The 20,215-nt window shown below is 70.8% G+C and carries 11 protein-coding genes; 5 read left to right on the forward strand and 6 right to left on the reverse strand.

Going from position 1 to position 20,215, the window contains the following annotated elements:
• Positions 1–88: 88 nt before the first annotated feature.
• The 4 genes from QRN89_RS06370 to metH form a co-directional block, all read right to left on the reverse strand.
• Complete coding sequence (locus QRN89_RS06370) at positions 89–1,672, reverse strand: ABC transporter substrate-binding protein (RefSeq protein WP_290348367.1); 1,584 nt, start codon at positions 1,670–1,672, stop codon at positions 89–91.
• 59 nt (positions 1,673–1,731) lie between these two features.
• Complete coding sequence (locus tag QRN89_RS06375) at positions 1,732–3,333, reverse strand: ABC transporter substrate-binding protein (protein WP_290348368.1); 1,602 nt, start codon at positions 3,331–3,333, stop codon at positions 1,732–1,734.
• Positions 3,334–3,803: 470 nt separating this feature from the next.
• Positions 3,804–4,505, reverse strand: a complete 702-nt coding sequence (locus tag QRN89_RS06380; protein WP_290348369.1) for an HAD family hydrolase — start codon at positions 4,503–4,505, stop codon at positions 3,804–3,806.
• Between the two features lie 104 nt (positions 4,506–4,609).
• Positions 4,610–8,161: a methionine synthase gene (gene metH / locus QRN89_RS06385; RefSeq protein WP_290348370.1), complete on the reverse strand. Its 3,552-nt coding sequence runs from the start codon at positions 8,159–8,161 to the stop codon at positions 4,610–4,612.
• Positions 8,162–8,402: 241 nt separating this feature from the next.
• Between metH and QRN89_RS06390 the strand changes: the two genes are divergently transcribed.
• The 5 genes from QRN89_RS06390 to QRN89_RS06410 all read left to right on the forward strand — a co-directional run bounded on the left by QRN89_RS06390 (position 8,403) and on the right by QRN89_RS06410 (position 15,491).
• On the forward strand, positions 8,403–9,170 hold the full coding sequence (locus QRN89_RS06390) for an IclR family transcriptional regulator (RefSeq protein ID WP_290353593.1): 768 nt from the start codon (positions 8,403–8,405) through the stop codon (positions 9,168–9,170).
• A 466-nt stretch (positions 9,171–9,636) separates the two neighbouring features.
• On the forward strand, positions 9,637–10,422 hold the full coding sequence (locus QRN89_RS06395) for an MIP/aquaporin family protein (protein WP_290348371.1): 786 nt from the start codon (positions 9,637–9,639) through the stop codon (positions 10,420–10,422).
• Positions 10,423–10,460: 38 nt separating this feature from the next.
• Positions 10,461–11,990: a glycerol kinase GlpK gene (glpK, locus tag QRN89_RS06400; protein WP_290348372.1), complete on the forward strand. Its 1,530-nt coding sequence runs from the start codon at positions 10,461–10,463 to the stop codon at positions 11,988–11,990.
• Positions 11,991–12,006: 16 nt separating this feature from the next.
• The gene (locus tag QRN89_RS06405; protein WP_290348373.1) at positions 12,007–13,617 is read left to right on the forward strand and encodes a glycerol-3-phosphate dehydrogenase/oxidase; all 1,611 of its coding nucleotides are present in this window, start codon (positions 12,007–12,009) and stop codon (positions 13,615–13,617) included.
• A 632-nt stretch (positions 13,618–14,249) separates the two neighbouring features.
• Positions 14,250–15,491, forward strand: coding sequence for a PAC2 family protein (locus QRN89_RS06410; protein ID WP_290348374.1), 1,242 nt, complete (start codon positions 14,250–14,252; stop codon positions 15,489–15,491).
• A 228-nt stretch (positions 15,492–15,719) separates the two neighbouring features.
• On the opposite strand, the gene QRN89_RS06415 is transcribed toward QRN89_RS06410, so the two are convergent.
• Together QRN89_RS06415 and mshC are read right to left on the reverse strand one after the other, a co-directional pair.
• Positions 15,720–18,764, reverse strand: a complete 3,045-nt coding sequence (locus QRN89_RS06415; protein WP_290348375.1) for an NPCBM/NEW2 domain-containing protein — start codon at positions 18,762–18,764, stop codon at positions 15,720–15,722.
• Positions 18,765–18,887: 123 nt separating this feature from the next.
• Positions 18,888–20,117 (reverse strand): cysteine--1-D-myo-inosityl 2-amino-2-deoxy-alpha-D-glucopyranoside ligase, encoded by a 1,230-nt coding sequence (gene mshC / locus QRN89_RS06420; protein WP_290348376.1) that lies wholly within the window; start codon positions 20,115–20,117, stop codon positions 18,888–18,890.
• Positions 20,118–20,215: the final 98 nt, after the last annotated feature.

A 20,215-nucleotide genomic window follows, 5' to 3' on the forward strand; every position in this document is an offset into this window, starting at 1 on the left:
GACGGACCCCGGGGCCGAGGGCCCCGGGGTCTTCTGCGTGCGGCCGGGCCGGACCGGGACTGCTCCCGGACCGGCCGTCGGACGGGCGTCAGTCCTTCTTGATCTCCCAGAAGCGGAAGACGGTGGAGGCGTCGAGCGTCCACTCCAGGCCCGTGATGGTGCCGTTGTAGACGGCGTACTGCTTGCCCTGCCACAGCGGGAGGATCGGCAGTTCGTCGGCGACGATGTCCTGGAGCTTGGCGAACTTGTCACCGGTGGAGGAGCGGTCGGCGACGGCCGCGGTCTCCGGGATGATCTTGCCGGTGATCTGCTTGTTCTCGTAGTTGTTGCCGAGGACGTTGCCCTCGCCGAAGAACGGCTGGGTGAAGTTGTCGGCGTCCGGGTAGTCGGGGACCCAGCCCTTGACGTAGACGCCGTACTTGCCCGCCTGGATGCCCTTCTCGTACTGCTCGAACTCGACCGACTTGACGTCCGCCTCGAACAGACCGCTCTTGTTGAGCTGCTGCGCGATCGCGGCCATCTCCAGGTCGGTGGCCGGGCCGTAACGGCTGGGCGTGGACCAGAGGGTGATCTTCACCTTCTCGTCGATGCCCGCCTCGCGCAGGGCCTTGCGGGCCTTGTCCGGCTGCGGGTGGCCGCCGTAGCGGTCGAAGAAGGCGGTGTTGTGACCGGCGATGCCGGCCGGGACGATCGAGTGCAGCGGCTCGGCGGTGCCCTTGTAGACGTCGCGGACCAGGGCGTCCCGGTCGACGAGGTAGGCGAAGGCCTGGCGCACGGCGAGCTTGCCGGTGACCGGGTCGTTCATGTTGAAGACCAGGTGCTGGACCTCGGCGCTGTTGCCCTCGACGACGGCGATGCCCTGCTTGCCGGCCTCCACGGAGGCCTGGAGCCCGTCGATGTCCTGAGCGGTGAGGCCTCGGTAGGCGACGTCGACGTCGCCCTGCTTCAGGGCCGCGCCGAGGCCCTTCTGGTCGCCGCGGAAGAACGTCAGGGTGACACCGGTGTTCCGGACCTCGGCGTTGCCCTTGTACTCGGGGTTGACCGAGAAGACGGCCTCCTTCTCGCTGAAGGAGTCGAGCTTGTACGGGCCGGAGCCGACCGCCTTGCCGTCCGTGCGCAGGGAGCCGGCCTCGTACTCGCGGTGGTCCACGATGGAGCCCGCACCGGAGGCGATCTTGCTCGGGAAGGTGGCGTCGGGCACCTTCAGCTTGAAGACGACCGTGCGCTCGTCGGGCGTCTCGATGCTGTCGATGGTGGAGAGCAGCGGGCCGGGACCGGAGTCGCTGGCGATCTTCAGCGCGCGCTCGAAGGAGAACTTCACGTCCTTCGAGGTCAGGTCGTTGCCGTTGCTGAACTTGAGGCCCTCACGCAGCGTGCAGCGGTAGACCGTGCTGCCGCTCTCGAAGCCGCACTTCTCCGCGGCCTCCGGCTGCGGGGTGGAGCCGCCCTTGGGGAAGCTCATCAGGGACTGGAAGACGTTGTTGAACAGCAGCCAGGAGCCGGGGTCGTAGCCGTCCGCGGGGTCGGTGGCGAGGACCTCGTCGGAGATGCCGACGGCGACGCGGACGCCGCCTTCGGACCCGTCGCCCTGCTCCGAGCCGCAGCCCGCCAGCAGTACGGCGGACAGCCCCGCGGCCAGCGGCGCCGTCGTGCGCTTGAATCGTGCCTTCACAGAACCTTGCCTCTTGCTCTCGTTTCCGGCCGCGCCCTTCGCGACCGGGTCATGAAGGGTCAGGCGGTGCCGCGCTCGAGTTCCCACAACTGGAGGTCGGAGGACGCGTTGAGCGTCCACTCGACCCGGTTGATGTCCGACCGGGCGGCGACGTACTGCTTGCCCTGCCACAGCGGCAGCACCGGAACATCGGTGGCGACGATGTCCTGGAGCTTGGCGAACGGGAGGGCGGCGGCACTGCGGTCGGCCTTGCGGCGGGACTCCGGGATGAGCTGATTGCGCGCGGCGGTGCTCACATACGGGGTGTTGAGGAAGTTGTCCTCGTCCAGGAACGGGGCGATGTAGTTGTCCGGGTCCGGGAAGTCGGGGAACCAGCCCAGGCCGTAGACGGCGTAGTCGCCGCGCTTCTGCGCGGGACGGTACTCGGACCACTCCGTGCCCTTGACCGTCACGTCGAAGAGGCCGCCGGCGTTGAGCTGGTCGCGCAGCGCCGCGAACTCCTTCGCCGTGCCGGGGCCGTAGTGGTCGGTGGTGTAGTGGAGGGTGAGCTTCACCGGGGTGGTGATTCCGGCCGCGTCCAGGATGCGGGCCGCCCGGCGGCGGTCGGGCTCGGCGTAGCGGTCGAAGAACGAGTTGGTGTGGCCCGTGATGCTCGTGGGGATCAGCGAGTAGAGCGGCTCGGCCGTGGCGCCGTAGACATTGCTCGCGATCTTGCCGCGGTCGACGACGGAGGCCATGGCCTGGCGGACCGCCTTGTCCTTGACGGACGGGTCGTCGGTGTTGAAGGCGAGGTAGCGGATCTCCAGCCCGGGGACCTCGCTGAGCTCGATGTCGTCCTTCGGGTGCTCCTGCAGGTCCCTGATCTGCTCCGGGGACATGGCGCGGGCCATCATGTCGATCTCGCCGGACTCCAGGGCCTCGCCCATGGTGTCGGCGTCGGCGAAGGAACGGAGCTCGACCTGGTCGTTGCGGACCTCCAGGTCCCCCTTGTAGTGGGGGTTCCTGGTGAAGACGGCCCGGACGAGCCTGTCGCCGTCGGTCTCGGCCGCCATCGTGTACGGACCCGAACCGTCGACCTGGAAGCCCTCGCGCAGCTTGTCCCCGTCGTAGCTGTCGCGGCTGAGGATGCCGGCGACCGGCGTGGAGAGCTTGTACGGGAAGGTCGCGTCCGGCGCGGTCAGGTGGAAGACGATCTCCTTCTCACCCCGGGCCTCGACGCTGTCGACGGTGGAGAGCAGCGCGGCCGTGCCGTTGTCGGACCTGATGTCCAGCACGCGCTCGATGGAGAACTTCACGTCCTCGGCGGTGACCGGCTCACCCCCGGCGAAGGTGAGTCCGTCGCGCAGGGTGCAGCGGTAGGTCTCGCTTCGGGTGTCGGTGAACCCGCAGCGGGAGGCTGCCTCGGGCACCGGCCGGCCGCCGCCGCGCGGCACGTGCATCAGCGTCTGCACGGTCTGGCGCAGGACGTTCCAGGCGCCGGTGTCGTAGGCGAAGGCGGGGTCGAAGGGCGCGGGGGTCCCGCTGTCGGCGACGAACCGGTCCGTGGTTCCGACGACAATGGCGTTGCCTCCGTCCGGCGCCCCGGGCGTCGTGCCACAGGCGGCGAGTACGGGGGCGAGCAGGCCCAGCAGGGCCGGCAGCACCAGTGTCTTGCGGTTCATCCTGGACTTTCTCCCTCGATCCCTCACTGGGATACAGCGGTTGCGGGATACTCCGCCGCGGCCGCCTGTTCGGGCGGTGCGATCGGGCCGGGATGCGGGGGCGATCGGTCCTGCGGGCACGATGACGAGGGTGGTCCTCGTGACACGTCGGTGGTGCGGCGAAGCTCTCGCGATGAGATTAGTGGTTGAGCCAGGAATGCTGGACCGGGGCCGAGTTGGGGAGTGCGTCCCGATGAGCAGGCATGGCGCAGCGTCGATATTCACGCGCCGGAATGATTCGTACACCGACCCATCAATCCGGACACATGGGGATACCCGAATCACCGCAGATCGGACCGCGACCGTCATGGCCGCACTGTTTATGCAGCATCATGCGTGATGAACGTCACGAAAGATGGATGGTCACGGAAAATACACGGTCCACTGCCCTTGGTTCCCGTGGATATTCCTCTGCACGCTCGGTGAATGCCTCAGTTCATCCGCGTAATCAGGGTGCGCAGAAAGGAGAGATCCACTTCCTCGAGCGAGCCGACCACGATCCGCCCGTCGGCCGGCGCGATGGGCGCCACCGACGGAACCGCCACGACCCGGCAGCCGGCCGCCTCGGCGGAGGCCACACCCGTGGCCGTGTCCTCGATGACGGCACAGCGGGTGGGGTCCGCGCCGAGCCCCCGGGCCGCGTGCAGATACGGGTCGGGGTGGGGCTTGGTGCGGGGCACCTCGTCCCCCGCCACGCTCAGCGCGAACCGGTCGCGGCCCAGGGAGGCGAGAACCCGGTCGATGATGCGCCGGTGGGAGGCGGAGACCAGGGCCGTGGGCACGTTGTGCGCGGCGAGCTCGGTCAGCAGGCGCTCGGCGCCGGGCATCAGCGGCACACCGCAGGCGATGCGGGTCTCGAAGCGTTCGTTGAGCAGCACGGTGAGCTCGGCGAGGGTGATGTCGGCACCGGTCGCCTCGATGAGGTAGCCCGCGCTCCGGGTCATCGGGCCGCCCACGACGACGTCGCGCCACGCCTCGTCCAGCTCGTGGCCGAGGTCGGCGAAGACCTCACGCTCGGCGTCCCACCAGAAGCCCTCGGTGTCCACGAGGGTGCCGTCCATGTCGAGGAAGACGGCCTGCAGGGCGGAGCCGCCCGCCGTGCGGGCCAGGGACGCGGGGACCGTACTGGTCATCCGGACACCTCCATCGGGGACGCGCAGGCCGGCCGCCAAATCGGGCGACCGGCCTGTATGGGACCGACCAGTGTACGACGCGCGCGACCGAAGCGCGCGATCCGTCACCGCGCGTTGAAGTACTTCGCCTCCGGGTGATGGATCACGATGGCGTCGGTGGACTGCTCGGGGTGGAGCTGGAACTCCTCCGAGAGCTTGACGCCGATCCGCTCGGGCTCCAGCAGCTCGGCGATCTTGGCACGGTCCTCGAGGTCGGGGCAGGCTCCGTAGCCGAGGGAGAACCGGGCGCCGCGGTACTTCAGGGCGAACATGTCCTCGATCTCCGCCGGGTCCTCGCCGGCGAACCCGAGCTCGGCGCGGACCCGCGCGTGCCAGTACTCGGCGAGGGCCTCGGCGAGCTGGACGGACAGGCCGTGGAGCTCGAGGTAGTCGCGGTAGGAGTCGGAGGCGAACAGCTTGGCCGTGGCCTCGCCGATCCTCGAGCCGACGGTGACCACCTGGAGGCCGACGACGTCGGTCTCGCCCGACTCCTCCGGGCGGAAGAAGTCGGCCAGGCACAGCCGGCGGCCGCGGCGCTGCCGGGGGAAGGTGAAGCGGGTGCGCTCGTTGCCCTGCTCGTCGAGGACGATCAGGTCGTCGCCCTTGGAGACGCAGGGGAAGTAGCCGTGGACGACGGCGGCCTCGAGCAGGTTCTGCGTGTGGAGCTGGTCGAGCCAGCCCCGCAGCCGCGGGCGGCCCTCGGTCTCCACCAGCTCCTCGTAGGACGGTCCGTCGCCGGTGCGGGCCTGCTTCAGTCCCCACTGGCCCTTGAAGAGCGCACCCTCGTCCAGCCAGGAGGCGTACTCCTTGAGCTGGATGCCCTTGACGACCCTCGTCCCCCAGAACGGGGGCTCCGGCACCGGGTTGTCGACGGCGACGTCGGAGCGCACGGCACCCTGTTCCTCCGGCCGCTCCTCGACGACCGCGGTGGCGGTGCTCCGTACCCGGCGCTGCTTCAGCTCGGGGAGCGCGGCGCCGGGGACACCGCGCTTGACCGCGATCAGGGCGTCCATGAGGCGGAGGCCCTCGAAGGCGTCGCGGGCGTAGCGGACTTCGCCCTCGTAGATCTCGTGGAGGTCCTGTTCGACGTAGGCGCGGGTGAGGGCGGCTCCGCCGAGGATGACGGGGTAGTCGGCGGCGAGCCTGCGCTGGTTGAGCTCCTCCAGGTTCTCCTTCATGATCACGGTGGACTTCACCAGGAGCCCGGACATGCCGATCACATCGGCCCGGTGCTCCTCGGCGGCCTCCAGGATCGCGGAGACGGGCTGCTTGATCCCGAGGTTGACGACGTTGTAGCCGTTGTTGGACAGGATGATGTCCACGAGGTTCTTGCCGATGTCGTGGACGTCGCCGCGGACGGTGGCGAGCACGATCGTGCCCTTCCCTTCCGCGTCGGACTTCTCCATGTGCGGTTCCAGATAGGCCACCGCCGACTTCATCACCTCGGCCGACTGCAGCACGAACGGCAGCTGCATCTGGCCGGAGCCGAACAGTTCGCCGACGACCTTCATGCCGTCCAGCAGGGTGTCGTTGACGATGTCGAGCGCCGGGCGGTCCGCGAGGGCAGCGTCGAGGTCGGCCTCCAGCCCGTTCTTCTCGCCGTCGACGATGCGCCGCTTGAGACGCTCCTCCAGGGGGAGGGCGGCCAGCTCCTCGGCCTTGCCGGCCTTCAGGGACTTGGCGGTGGCGCCCTCGAACAGGGCCATCAGCTTCTGCAGCGGGTCGTAGCCCTCGGAACGCCGGTCGTGGATCAGGTCCAGCGCCGTGGTGACCTGCTCCTCGTCGAAGCGGGCGATCGGCAGGATCTTCGAGGCGTGCACGATCGCCGAGTCCAGCCCGGCCTTGACGCACTCGTCGAGGAAGACGGAGTTGAGGAGGATCCGCGCGGCGGGGTTGAGCCCGAAGGAGATGTTCGACAGGCCGAGCGTCGTCTGCACGTCCGGGTGGCGCCGCTTCAGCTCGCGGATCGCCTCGATGGTGGCGATGCCGTCCTTGCGGGACTCCTCCTGGCCCGTGCAGATCGTGAAGGTGAGGGTGTCGATGAGGATGTCGGACTCGTGGATGCCCCAGTTGGTGGTGAGGTCGGTGATGAGCCGCTCGGCGATCTCGACCTTCTTCTCGGCGGTGCGGGCCTGGCCCTCCTCGTCGATGGTGAGCGCGATCAGCGCCGCTCCGTGCTCCCGGGCCAGCTCCGTGACCTTCGCGAACCGCGACTCGGGACCGTCGCCGTCCTCGTAGTTCACCGAGTTGATCACCGCCCGGCCACCCAGCTTCTCCAGACCGGCACGGATCACCTCCACCTCGGTGGAGTCGAGCACGATCGGCAGCGTCGAGGCCGTCGCGAACCGGCCCGCCAGCTCCTCCATGTCCGCCACGCCGTCCCGGCCGACGTAGTCGACGCACAGGTCGAGCATGTGGGCACCCTCGCGGATCTGGTCCCGGGCCATCTCCACGCAGTCGTCCCAGCGGGCGTCCAGCATGGCCTCGCGGAACTTCTTCGACCCGTTGGCGTTCGTCCGCTCCCCGATCGCCAGGTACGAGGTGTCCTGGCGGAACGGCACCGTCTGGTACAGCGACGCGGCACCGGGCTCGGGACGCGGGGCGCGCTCGGCCGGCTCCAGGCCGCGGACCCGCTCCACGACCTGCCGCAGATGCTCCGGCGTCGTCCCGCAGCAGCCGCCCACCAACGACAGCCCGTACTCGCGGACGAAGGTCTCCTGCGCGTCCGCCAGCTCCGGTGCGGTCAGCGGATAGTGCGCGCCGTCCTTGCCCAGCACCGGCAGGCCCGCGTTGGGCATGCAGGACAGGGGCACGCGCGAGTGACGGGCCAGATAGCGCAGGTGTTCACTCATCTCCGCCGGCCCGGTCGCGCAGTTCAGCCCGATCATGTCGATGCCGAGCGGCTCCAGCGCCGTCAGCGCCGCGCCGATCTCCGAACCGAGCAGCATCGTGCCCGTCGTCTCCACCGTCACCGAACAGATCAACGGGACGGTGAGTCCGGCGACCTCCATCGCCCTGCGCGCACCCAGGATCGCCGCCTTCGTCTGCAGCAGGTCCTGTGTGGTCTCCACCAGCAGCGCGTCCGCGCCGCCCGCGATCATGCCCTCCGCGTTCTGCTGGTAGGCGTCGCGGAGCGTGACGTACGGGGCATGGCCGAGCGTCGGCAGCTTCGTCCCCGGTCCCATGGACCCGAGCACCCACCGCTGCCGCCCCGTGGCCGCGGTGAACTCGTCCGCCACCTCGCGCGCGATGCGCGCTCCCGCCTCCGACAGCTCGAAGACGCGCTCGGGGATGTCGTACTCACCCAGGGCGGCGAAGTTCGCCCCGAACGTGTTCGTCTCCACACAGTCCACACCGACCTCGAAGTAGGCCGAATGGACCGAACGGACGATGTCCGGGCGGGTCACGTTCAGAATCTCGTTGCAGCCCTCGAGATCCTGGAAGTCGTCGAGGGTGGGGTCCTGCGCCTGCAGCATCGTGCCCATCGCACCGTCGGCGACCACCACACGGGTGGCCAGCGCGCGGCGCAGGGCGTCGGCTCGGGTCCGGCTGTCGTGGGACGTACCGCTGCCTGCGGAAGTCGGGCTGTCGGCGGAAGGGGTCGGCAACGAGGCCATGAAGGTGCTCCCTGGAGTGCGACGGCTGTCGGCTTTGCGGCTTCCCTCGGAAGGCGCACCCGGCCAGCGTAGCCGTGCGGGGCCCGGCGCGGCGGAGCGGTCCAGGAGATGGACTCCGTGTGTCCCCGGAGATGACCGGGCGCGCAGGGTCTTGCCACACTGTTCCGGCAGTAACACCGATTCGGCATCGGCCGATAGTGTTCAGCATTGTCGAACGAGGTTGGGTAGAAGGGCCGGGATGATGGCGAAGAACATCCAGTCACTGGAACGGGCGGCGGCGATGCTGCGCCTGCTCGCGGGTGGCGAGCGCCGTCTCGGCCTGTCGGACATCGCCTCGTCCCTCGATCTGGCCAAGGGCACCGCCCACGGCATCCTCCGCACCCTCCAGGCGGAGGGGTTCGTGGAGCAGGACCCCGCTTCCGGGCGCTACCAACTGGGTGCGGAGCTGCTGCGGCTGGGCAACAGCTATCTGGACGTCCACGAGCTGCGGGCCCGCGCCCTGGTCTGGACGGACGACCTGGCCCGTTCCAGCGGCGAGAGCGTCCACCTGGGCGTGCTGCACCAGCAGGGCGTCCTGATCGTGCACCACGTCTTCCGCCCCGACGACAGCCGCCAGGTACTGGAGGTGGGCGCGATGCAGCCGCTGCACTCCACGGCCCTGGGCAAGGTGCTCTCCGCGTACGACCCCGTCGCGCACAGCGAGGTCCTGGAGATCGACCGGGAGGCGTTCACGCCGCGCACCGTGACCGCCCTGCGGGCCTTCGAGGGCGAACTGGACCTGACCCGGGCACGGGGCTGGGCCTCGGACGTGGAGGAGACCTGGGAAGGGGTCGCGGCGGTGGCCGCGCCCATCCACGACCGGCGCCGGATGCCGGTCGGCGCGATCGCCATCACCGGCGCGGTGGAACGCGTGTGCGACGACGACAAGGAGCTGCGGGCCGAGCTGATCGCCGCCGTGCGGGACTGCGCCCGCGCCGTCTCGCGGGACCTGGGCGCCGGCCGCTTCTGACCCGTCGCGCCGTCGCGCACGCCCCCGCGCCGCTTCCCCGCCCCGTACCGATTGGCGCATTCCGGCCGTGGCGGGCCCCGCTCCCGCCGCGCCCGCGCCTCGGCGGGCCCCTGGAACCGGAAGCACCGGGCGCCCCCTCGCGGACAGGACACCACGCCCGCACGGGCCCGTTCCGTCCACGCACCGCGCCCGGTTCCGGACCGGCCGGGATCCCTCACAGCGGGCGATTTCGCCCGTCCGGGCGCACCATCGATAACGAAACGGTTTTCGGCCACACAACCCTTGACGCCGTGTTAACCAGAGGACAAAACTGCCGTGCATCGGTCGGCATTGTCGAACACCTACCGGCAATACGCGCTAGAGTGTGACAACGCCAAGGGCCGGTATCGCTCTCACCCCGAGGGCGCGAACCACGGAGGGACCCGTTGGTTCGCCTTCCCCTGGACGAAGGACAAAGGAGTCGCGGGTGTCCAGCTCCGACATCTTCATCGGCGAGATCATTGGTACCGCCGTTCTCATCCTGCTCGGCGCCGGCGTCGTCGCCGCCGTCGTACTGAAGCGCTCCAAGGCACAGGGCGCCGGCTGGGTCGCCATCGCCTTCGGGTGGGGCTTCGCGGTCATGACCGCCGTCTACATCTCGGGCCCCCTCTCCGGTGCCCACCTCAACCCGGCGGTCACGCTCGGCATCGCGATCACCAGCGGTGACTGGAGCAACGTCCCCGTCTACTTCGCGGGCCAGATCATCGGCGCCATGCTGGGCGCCTTCCTCGCCTGGCTCACCTACTACGGCCAGTTCAAGGCCCACCTGACGGACCCGGAGGTCGTTCCTCCGCCGCTCGAGGAGGGTCTGGTCGACGACAGGTCCGCCCCGAATGCCGGCCCCGTGCTCGGCATCTTCTCCACCGGCCCGGAGGTGCGGGTCTTCTGGCAGAACCTCGTCACCGAGATCATCGGCACCATCGTGCTCGTCCTCGCGGTCCTCACCATGGGCCTGAACGACAGCGGAAAGGGCCTCGGCACCCTCGGCGGACTGATCGTGGCCTTCGTCGTGGTCGCCATCGGCTTCTCCCTCGGCGGTCCGACCGGTTACGCCATCAACCCGGCCCGCGACCTGGGCCCGCGCATCGTGCACGCGCTGCTCCCGATGCCGAACAAGGGCGGCTCCGACTGGGGCTACGCCTGGGTGCCCGTTGTGGGACCGCTGATCGGTGCGGCCGCCGCCGCGGGTATCTACAACATCGCGTTCGCGTGAGCCGTACGCCGTCCCCTCAGAACCTTCAGGAGCACACCGTGACCGACGCACACACCGCCGGCCCGTTCATCGCGGCCATCGACCAGGGCACCACCTCGTCCCGCTGCATCGTCTTCGACAAGGACGGCCGGATCGTCTCCGTCGACCAGAAGGAGCACGAGCAGATCTTCCCGAAGCCGGGCTGGGTCGAGCACAACGCGACCGAGATCTGGAACAACGTCCAGGAGGTCGTCGCCGGGGCCATCGAGAAGGGCGGCATCACGGCCGCCGACGTCAAGGCCATCGGCATCACCAACCAGCGCGAGACGACGCTCCTCTGGGACAGGAACACGGGTGAGCCCGTCCACAACGCGATCGTCTGGCAGGACACCCGCACGGACGCGCTCTGCCGGGAGCTGGGGCGCAACGTCGGGCAGGACCGTTTCCGCCGCGAGACCGGTCTGCCGCTGGCGAGCTACTTCTCCGGTCCTAAGGTCCGCTGGATGCTCGACAACATCGAGGGCCTGCGCGAGCGCGCCGAGCGGGGCGACATCCTCTTCGGGACCATGGACTCCTGGGTCATCTGGAACCTGACCGGCGGCGTCGACGGCGGCAAGCACGTCACCGACGTCACCAACGCCTCGCGCACCATGCTGATGAACCTCCACACCATGGAGTGGGACGAGAAGATCGCCCAGTCCATGGAGGTGCCCATGGAGGTCCTTCCGGAGATCCGCTCCTCCGCCGAGGTGTACGGAGAGGTCAAGGAGGGCGTCCTTGCGGGCGTCCCGGTCGCCTCGGCGCTCGGCGACCAGCAGGCCGCGCTCTTCGGCCAGACCTGCTTCTCCGAGGGTGAGGCGAAGTCCACCTACGGCACCGGCACGTTCCTGCTGATGAACACCGGCAGCAAGATCATCAACTCCTACTCGGGTCTGGTCACCACCGTCGGGTACAAGATCGGCGACGAGGCGCCCGTGTACTCGCTCGAGGGCTCCATCGCCGTCACCGGCGCCCTCGTGCAGTGGATGCGCGACCAGATGGGCCTCATCAACACCGCGCCCGAGATCGAGACGCTCGCCGCGTCCGTCGAGGACAACGGCGGGGCCTACGTCGTCCCGGCGTTCTCCGGTCTGTTCGCCCCGTACTGGCGCTCGGACGCCCGTGGTGTGATCGCCGGCCTCACCCGGTACGTCACCAAGGCGCACATCGCGCGCGCCGTGCTCGAGGCCACGGCCTGGCAGACGCGCGAGATCACGGACGCCATGACCAAGGACTCCGGCGTCGAGCTGACCTCCCTGAAGGTCGACGGCGGAATGACCTCCAACAACCTGCTGATGCAGACCCTCTCGGACTTCCTGGACGTGCCCGTGGTGCGTCCGATGGTGGCCGAGACCACCTGCCTCGGCGCCGCCTACGCCGCCGGCCTGGCCGTCGGCTTCTGGCCCGACACCGACGCCCTCCGCGCCAACTGGCGCCGGGCCGCCGAGTGGACCCCCCACATGGACCCTGCCAAGCGTGATCACGAGTACAAGTACTGGCTCAAGGCCGTCGAGCGGACCATGGGCTGGCTCGAGCACGACGAGAGCTGACGAGGAGCAACCGAGAATGACCACCCTGCAGAGCGTCCCCTCGCTGGGGACGCACCCGGCCTCCGGCTCCCTCCCGAGCCGCGCCGAAACGAGGGAGCAGCTTGCGAAGGCGACCTACGACCTCCTGGTGATAGGCGGCGGCATCCTGGGCATCTCCACGGCCTGGCACGCCGCGCAGGCCGGGCTGCGGGTGGCCCTGGTGGACGCCGGCGACTTCGCCGGCGCCACCTCCTCCGCCTCCTCCAAGCTGCTCCACGGCGGTCTGCGCTATCTGCAGACCGGCGCCGTGAAGCTGGTGGCGGAGAACCACTTCGAGCGCCGCGCCCTCTCCCGCGAGGTGGCCCCCCACCTCTCCAACCCGCTCACCTTCTACCTGCCGGTCTACAAGGGAGGACCGCACGGCGCCGCGAAGCTCGGCGCCGGCGTCTTCGCCTACTCGGCGCTCTCCGCGTTCGGCGACGGCGTCGGCCACGTGATCTCGCCCGCCAAGGCCCAGCGCGACGTGCCGGAGCTGCGCACGGAGAACCTGAAGGCCGTGGCCGTCTACGGCGACGACCAGATGAACGACGCCCGGATGGCGCTGATGGCTGTCCGCGCGGCCGTCGAGTCGGGGGCGGTCGTCCTCAACCACGCCGAGGTCACCGGGCTCCGCTTCACCGAGGGCCGGGTCACCGGCGCCGAGCTCAGGGACCGTACGGACGGCACCGAGTTCGGTGTCACCGCCCGTCTGGTGCTCAACGCGACCGGCCCGTGGATCGACCACCTGCGGAAGATGGAGGACCCGAACGCGGCGCCCTCGATCCGCCTCTCCAAGGGCGCCCACCTGGTGCTCAAGCGCACCTCCCCCTGGAAGGCCGCGCTGGCCACCCCGATCGACAAGTACCGCATCACCTTCGCCCTCCCCTGGGAGGACATGCTGCTGCTCGGCACGACCGACGAGGAGTACGAGGGCGACCCGGCGGACGTCGCGGTCAACGAGAAGGACATCGCCCAGATCCTGGACGAGGCCGCCTTCTCCATCCGCGACCAGCAGCTGTCGCGCGATCTCATCACCTACTCCTTCGCGGGCCTGCGGGTGCTGCCGGGCGGTCCCGGCGACACCTCCAAGGCCAAGCGGGAGACGGTGGTCACCGAGGGCCGCGGCGGCATGCTGTCGGTGGCAGGAGGCAAGTGGACGACCTTCCGCCACATCGGCCGCACGGTGCTGAACAAGCTGGCGGAGCTGCCGGGCCGGCCGCTCGCCGACGACATGGAGCCGATCTCGCACCTGCCGAAGAAGCTCCCGCTGCCCGGTATCGCCAACCCGCGCGCCGTCGCTCACCGGCTGCTGGTCGACGCCCCGGCGCCCGGGCCCCGGATGGCGGCGGACACCGCGCGGCACCTCGCCACGCACTACGGCTCGCTGTCCTTCGACATCGCCCGGCTGGCGAACGAGAACCCGGACCTGGCCCAGCGGATCCACCCGGACGCCCCGGAGATCTGGGCCCAGGTCGTGTGGGCGCGCGACCACGAGTGGGCCGAGACGGCTGACGACGTGCTGCGCCGCCGCACCACGCTCACCATCCGCGGTCTGGCCACGGACGAGATCCGGGGGAAGGTCGAGGACCTGCTGAACAAGCGGTCCTGAGACCGGACCGTAGCGGGCACGGTCCGCGCGGCGAGGGCGGCTCCTCCCGGAGCCGCCCTCGCCGTACGCCGGGACGTCGGGCGACCCGAGGGCGGGGAAGGCAGTGGCCGTCACCGGCCGGGGCCACCGGTCCCACCGAGGCCGTGGGCACTCCTGTGGCGAGGCCGGCCGCGTCCTCGAAGTCCCCTGCCCGTGCCGGTGGTTGCCGACCGGCGGGCGGCCGCACGGCCCGTCGGGGTGGCGGTGCGCGGGCGCACGACCAGGGCCGCATACGGGGGGAGAAAGCGGGTACGTCTGGGGCCACACAGTGCACCCAGGCGGTCGGGCCGGGCAGGTGACGTGCTCGTGGAGGTGGTCGACGTACGCGAGGACCCGGTCCTCCCCGCAGGCGGAGGCGGCGGCGCAGTCGAACCGGCCGTCCGGTGCACGACACGACGGGAAGCCGGTGGCCCCGGTCCGCACCGAGATCGCGCGGTGGCAGCTCGCACGGATCTCCGACCGGAACCGGTGTTCCACCGGCCTGTGCCGGTGCCGTACGGAAGTTCACCCTGCCGTGCACGGGGACTGCGGACCGGTGCCAGTGAAGCCGTAAGGTTGGGGCGTACGAAAGGGAACGTCGGAAGGAGGCCTGGGTGATCGAGCTCGAGGGGGTTCCCGAGCTGATCGACCCGGTCATGGTGGCCGCGTTCGAGGGCTGGAACGACGCCGGCGACGCCGCGTCCACCGCGGTCGCGCACCTGGACCGCGAGTGGAAGGGCGAGGTGTTCGCGGCGCTCGACGCCGAGGACTACTACGACTTCCAGGTCAACCGGCCCACGGTGTGGCTGGACGCCGGAGTGCGGAAGATCACCTGGCCCACGACCCGGCTCTCCGTGGTGCGGGTCGGCGGGGAGAAACCCCGCGATCTGGTGCTGGTCCGGGGGATCGAGCCCTCGATGCGCTGGCGCTCGTTCTGCAACGAGCTGCTGGGATTCGCCCATGAACTCGGGGTCGAGATGGTGGTGATCCTGGGCGCCCTGCTCGGTGACACCCCGCACACGCGTCCCGTTCCGGTGAGCGGTGTCACCTCGGACCCTGATCTGGCCAGGACGATGGACCTGGAGGAGACCCGCTACGAGGGCCCGACCGGCATCGTCGGCATTCTCCAGGAGGCCTGCACGCACGCCGGGGTCCCGGCCGTGTCGCTGTGGGCCGCCGTGCCGCACTACGTCTCGCAGCCGCCGAACCCCAAGGCGACGCTGGCCCTGCTGAACCGGCTGGAGGACCTCATCGACCTGCGCATCCCGCTCGGCGAACTGGCCGAGGACGCGCGGGCCTGGCAGCTCGGTGTGGACCAACTGGCCTCCGAGGACAGCGAGGTGGCCGAGTACGTGCAGACGCTGGAGGAGGCCCGGGACACCGCCGAGCTGCCCGAGGCGTCCGGTGAGGCCATCGCCCGGGAGTTCGAGCGCTATCTTCGCCGGCGTGACGGCGGCCCCGGGCAGGGGCCGGGCGGTCTGGCCACGGAGGGCGGCGACGGGTCGTACCTGCGGGACACCGCGGGCGGGCGCCCGAAACCCCCGAAGCCGTCGCGGTCGGAGCCCGGGGCGGAAGGGTCCGAGGACGAGGACTCAGGCGCACCGGGGCCCTCGGAGCCCTCGGCGTCCGCGGAGTCCACGGGCGCGAAGGAGTCCTCGGGTTCCTCGGCTTCCTCGGCTTCCTCGGGTTCCTCGGGTTCCTCGGGTTCCTCGGGTTCCTCGGGGGCTCCCGAATCCACCGGGTCCACCGGGTCCACCGAGCCGTCGAGTTCACCCGGGTCCACCGGGTCGTCGAGGTCTCACGAGTCCACCGACTCCTCCGACGCGTCCGATTCCCCGGATTCCTCCGAGGACTGACTCCTCCGAGGAGCGGGCGCAGCGCGCCGAGCGGGTGGTGCCGGCTCCGGCCCCACCCGCTCACGCGCTCCCGCCCCGTCCCGCCGGGCGGCGCGCGCGGCCCGTGCTCGCCAGACGCCGGCACCTGCCCGCGGCGAGGCGCAGCCGCGCGTCCGGCACATCGCGGCGACGGGCGTGGCCGCCGGCACCCCACCGCGCCCGCGCCCGCGCCTGGCTCGCGCCGGCCCGTCAGCCGCAGTGGAAGCGGGCCGCCGCCCAGTCGCCGTGGTCACCGGACTTGGAGCCGTCGGTGTCGGTGACCTTCAGACGCACGTGCCGGGCACCGGTGACGTCGACCTCGGCCGGTACGGTCGGCGAGGCGCCGGTGACCTCGGGCGAGGTCCACAGCACCTTGCCGTCCGCCTCGACGGAGAACGCCACTTCGCCGTAACCGCCGATCTCGTCGTCGATCCCGGTGTCCGCGGTGAACGTGGTGCAGCGCCCGCCGAGGTAGACCTCGATGTCGGAGTCGGCGTGCGCCCCGATGCCCTTCTCGTACTCCGTGCCGGCGAGGGTCAGCGTGCGGCCGTCGTTCGCGCCGGACTCCCCGTTGCTGCGGTCGCGTTCGGGTGGGCCCCAGCCGTTGGTGGACGTCAGCCACACCAGGTCGCTCGCCCACACGTCGCCCGCGGGCGGCTCGGGCATCACGGCGACAGCGAACCGCTGGACGGCGGTGCGGAGTTGTCCCGCCGCGCCGTACCGGACCGCCGCGGTGAGCGTCGCCTCGCCGGGCTTCGCGTCCTTCGCGGGGGTCACCTCGACCTCGACCCTCCGGGTCGTGCCCGCGGGGATGCGGTCCACCTCCGGTGCGGGCGTCACCCGCCAGCCTGCCGGGACGTCCAGGGACACGGTGACGTCCGTGGCGTCGCGGCTGCCCGCGGTCACGTCGACGGCGACCTTCCCCGGTGTGCCGGCGCCCAGTTCCTGTCCGGCCGGTGCGGCGGCCGCTGCGGCTGCACCGGGGACGGCCCCGCCGACCGCGGCCGTGTCCTCCAGTTCCAGTGCGAAGGCGCGGTCCGTGGGCAGTGCCGCGGTCTTCACCCGGACCACCCCGCCCCGGTCGTCGCGGTCGTACCACCAGCCCTGCGGGGCCTTGGCGAAGGCGGCCGCGCCGCTCAGCCTGGGCAGGGTGCGGCCGTCGAGCCGGACCGAGCTCGGGGCGTCCCCCGTGTGCACGGTGAAGTCGTACGGGCGCGCCCGGGACTTGCCGTCGAACGATCCGCGGCTCGCGCCGATCCGTACCGTCACGTCGCCACCGCCGCGCCTCGGCGCCTCCACCTCGGCGCGCTGGGTGGCGTACTCGCCGGCGCGGTGCCGGCGCGTCACACCGTCGTCCTCGTAGAGCGTGAACGACGACGAGCCCTGCGGATAGACGTCCCAGGCGAGCGGGGAGCCGGGGCCGCGGTCGGCGTACGAGCGGATGCCGCCGGGCCACATCGGCACCGTGGCTCCGGCCCGGACGAACAGCGGCAGCGTGTCCAGCGGCGCGCTGTAGTCGTCCACCGTGGCCGGTCCCTCGTAGGTGCGTCCGCTCCAGTAGTCGATCCAGGTGCCCTTCGGCAGACGGATCCCGTCGCGCTCGGTGGCGTCCTGGTACACGGGCGCGACGAGGAAGTCACGGCCGCTCAGGAACTGGTACTTGGCGGCGTCCGTCGCGGCCTCCGGGTCGTCCGGGTACTCGAGGACGAGCGGCCGGGCGAGACCGACCCCGGTCCTCGTCGCCTCGTGCGCGTACGAGTACACGTACGGCAGCAGCGCCTCGTGGAGTTTCAGGTAGCGGCGGTTGACGGACGTGTACGGCTCGCCGTACCGGAAGGGCTGTTTGTCGTTCGCGGCCCAGCCGTCCATGGTCATGGTCACGGGCAGGAACGTCTTCCACTGCAGATCGCGGGTGTACGTCGGGGCGCTGCCGCCGAAGATGCCGTCGACGTCGCCGGTGGTGTAGGCGAGTCCGGACATGGACGCGCCCGCGTAGGTGGGGATCTGCCAGCGGATGTACTCCCAGCTGCCGGCCTGGTCGCCGGACCACTGGACGCCGCAGCGCTGGGCGCCGGACCAGCTCTCCGGGGCCCAGGTGAAGCCGCGGGCGTCGCTGTTCGCCTCGATCCCGGCGTAGGCGTCCTTGCAGCCGTCGAGGGCGAACTTGTAGCCCGGGCCCACCCAGGCCACGTCGAGCTTGGCGACCCGCTGGCCGGCCCTGACCTGTTCGGCGAGCGTGTCGAGACCGTCCTCGGTCCACAGACCGAGTTGCATCCTGCGCTGCTGGAGGCCCTGGGCGGTCTCGGAGAGGTCCTCGTAGCCGCAGCCGTAGCCGTCGTTGACCAGCATCCAGCCGTTGGGCATGTCGTGCTCCACGTAGCCGTCGGCGACCTTCAGCGCGTCGAGGGTGCGCCGCTCGCCCCGGTTGGCGTTGTGCAGGTAGCAGTCGGCGTCGCCGATCTCCAGGCCGTACACGGGCGGCAGGAAGGGCCGGCCGGTGAGCGCGGTGTACTGGCCGATCACGTCCTTCATGTCCGGGCCCGCGAAGTAGTAGGCGTCGAAGCGCTGTTCGCGCGCGGTGGTGGTCACCGGATCGCCGAAGACATAGGTGTTGGGCGCGTACGTGTTGCGGTAGACGCCGTAGCCGGCCGAGGAGAGGTAGAACGGGACGGAGTTGGGGTGGCCGCCGTCGTTCCAGTCGTAGTCGACGCCGACCTCGACGGTCTTTCCCCGGTGCGAGGTGTTGCCGCGGCCGTTCTGCATCCCCGCGCCGTAGAACTGCTCGTCCGCCCCGCGCGCCAGGGTCTGGGTGGTACGGTCCCCGGCCCACGTCAGGCCCTGGGTCTCGGCCCAGAGCCGGGTGCCGTCGGCGCGGTGGAGGGCGAACCTCAGGGGCGACTTGTAGGCGCGCAGCGTCACTTCGGACGTGCTGAGTTCGTACCGGTCGCCGCGGTCCCTCCAGCGGGTGGCCGGGGGTCTGCCCTGCGGGAGGACGATGTCGGCTCCGGTCGGGTCGGTGAAGCCGCCGTCCGGGGCGAGTTCGATCCGGAAGGTCTCCGGCGAGACGAAGCTGACGCGGGCCTCGGTCCGGCCCGCGGTGAGCCGGTAGACGGGTCCGTCGGCGGCGAAGGCGGTGACGTCCCCCACCGTCGTCGGGGACGCTTCGGCCTGGGCGGCGCCCGGCCCTGCGAACACCGTGAGGAGACCGAGCACCAGGCCGGCCACTCTCGCTCTCATGCGCATTGGTGATTGCATGGCGAGTGTTTAGCGCAGAAACGAGCATTCCGCCATGGACAAAACAACGGCCGCCCCTGGACCCGTGCGGGAGTCCAGGGGCGGCCGGGACGCCGGGGCGCAGCCCCCGGGAACGCGTCCTGGTTACAGGGCGACGCCGAGCAGGGCGTCCACGGCGCGCGACACCAGACCGGGCGCGCCCTCGTCGGTGCCGCCCTCGGCGCGCTGGGTCTCGACCCAGCGGTCCACGGCGGCCAGCGCCGCCGGTGCGTCCAGGTCGTCGGCGAGCGCCGCGCGGATCTCCTCGACGAGGGCGTCGGCGGACGGCCCGTCGGGCCGGGAGACGGCCGCGCGCCAGCGACCGAGGCGGTCCACGGCCTCCCGGAGGACCTCGTCGGTCCACTCCCAGTCGGCACGGTAGTGGTGCGCGAGCAGCGCCAGCCGGATGGCGACCGGGTCCACGCCGTCGCGGCGCAGCGCGGAGACGAAGACGAGGTTGCCCTTGGACTTGGACATCTTCTCGCCGTGCAGGGCGACCATGCCCGTGTGCACGAAGGCCTGGGCGAACGGGTGCTCACCGGTGAGGACCTGGGCGTGCGAGGCACCCATCTCGTGGTGCGGGAAGACGAGATCGGAGCCGCCGCCCTGCACGTCGAAGCCCATGCCCAGGTGGTCCAGGGCGATGGCGACGCACTCGATGTGCCACCCGGGCCGGCCGCGTCCGAGGCTGCCGCCGTCCCAGCTCGGCTCGCCGTCCCGGGCCGCCATCCACAGCATCGGGTCGAGCGGGCTCTTCTTGCCGGGACGGTCCGGGTCGCCGCCGCGCTCGGCGGACAGCGTGCGCATCACCTCGGCGTCGTAGTGCGACACCTCGCCGAAGTGGGGGTCGGACTCGACGGAGAAGTAGACGTCGCCGTCGAGCTCGTACGCGGCGCCCGCGTCACGGAGCCGCTCGACGAGCGGGACGATTCCCGGTATGGCCTCGACGGCGCCGATGTAGTGCCGCGGGGGCAGCATCCGCAGCGCGGTCATGTCCTCGCGGAACAGGGCGGTCTCGCGCTCCGCGAGCTCGGTCCAGTCCTGGCCGTCGCGCTCGGCCCGCTCCAGGAGCGGGTCGTCCACGTCGGTGACGTTCTGGACGTAGTGAACCTGCCGCTTGGTGTCGAGCCACACGCGCTGGACGAGGTCGAACGCGTTGTAGGTCGCCGCGTGACCGATGTGGGTCGCGTCGTACGGGGTGATGCCGCAGACGTAGATACGGGCGACGGGACCGGGGTCGAGGGTGACGGGGCCGCCGGTCGCGGTGTCGTGGATCCGGAGGTCGCGGCCCGTGCCGGGCAGGGCGGGGACCTCGGAAGCGGGCCAGGCATGCATGTCATGAGCGTAACCGGATGCATGTTCCGGATACGAACCGGACGCCCCCTCTTGGCCGGTTAGGCGCTCTTGCGGGGGCGTCGGACGCCGGGGTAGGG

Source organism: Streptomyces sp. HUAS CB01 (genome assembly GCF_030406905.1).
GTDB lineage: Bacteria > Actinomycetota > Actinomycetes > Streptomycetales > Streptomycetaceae > Streptomyces > Streptomyces chengbuensis.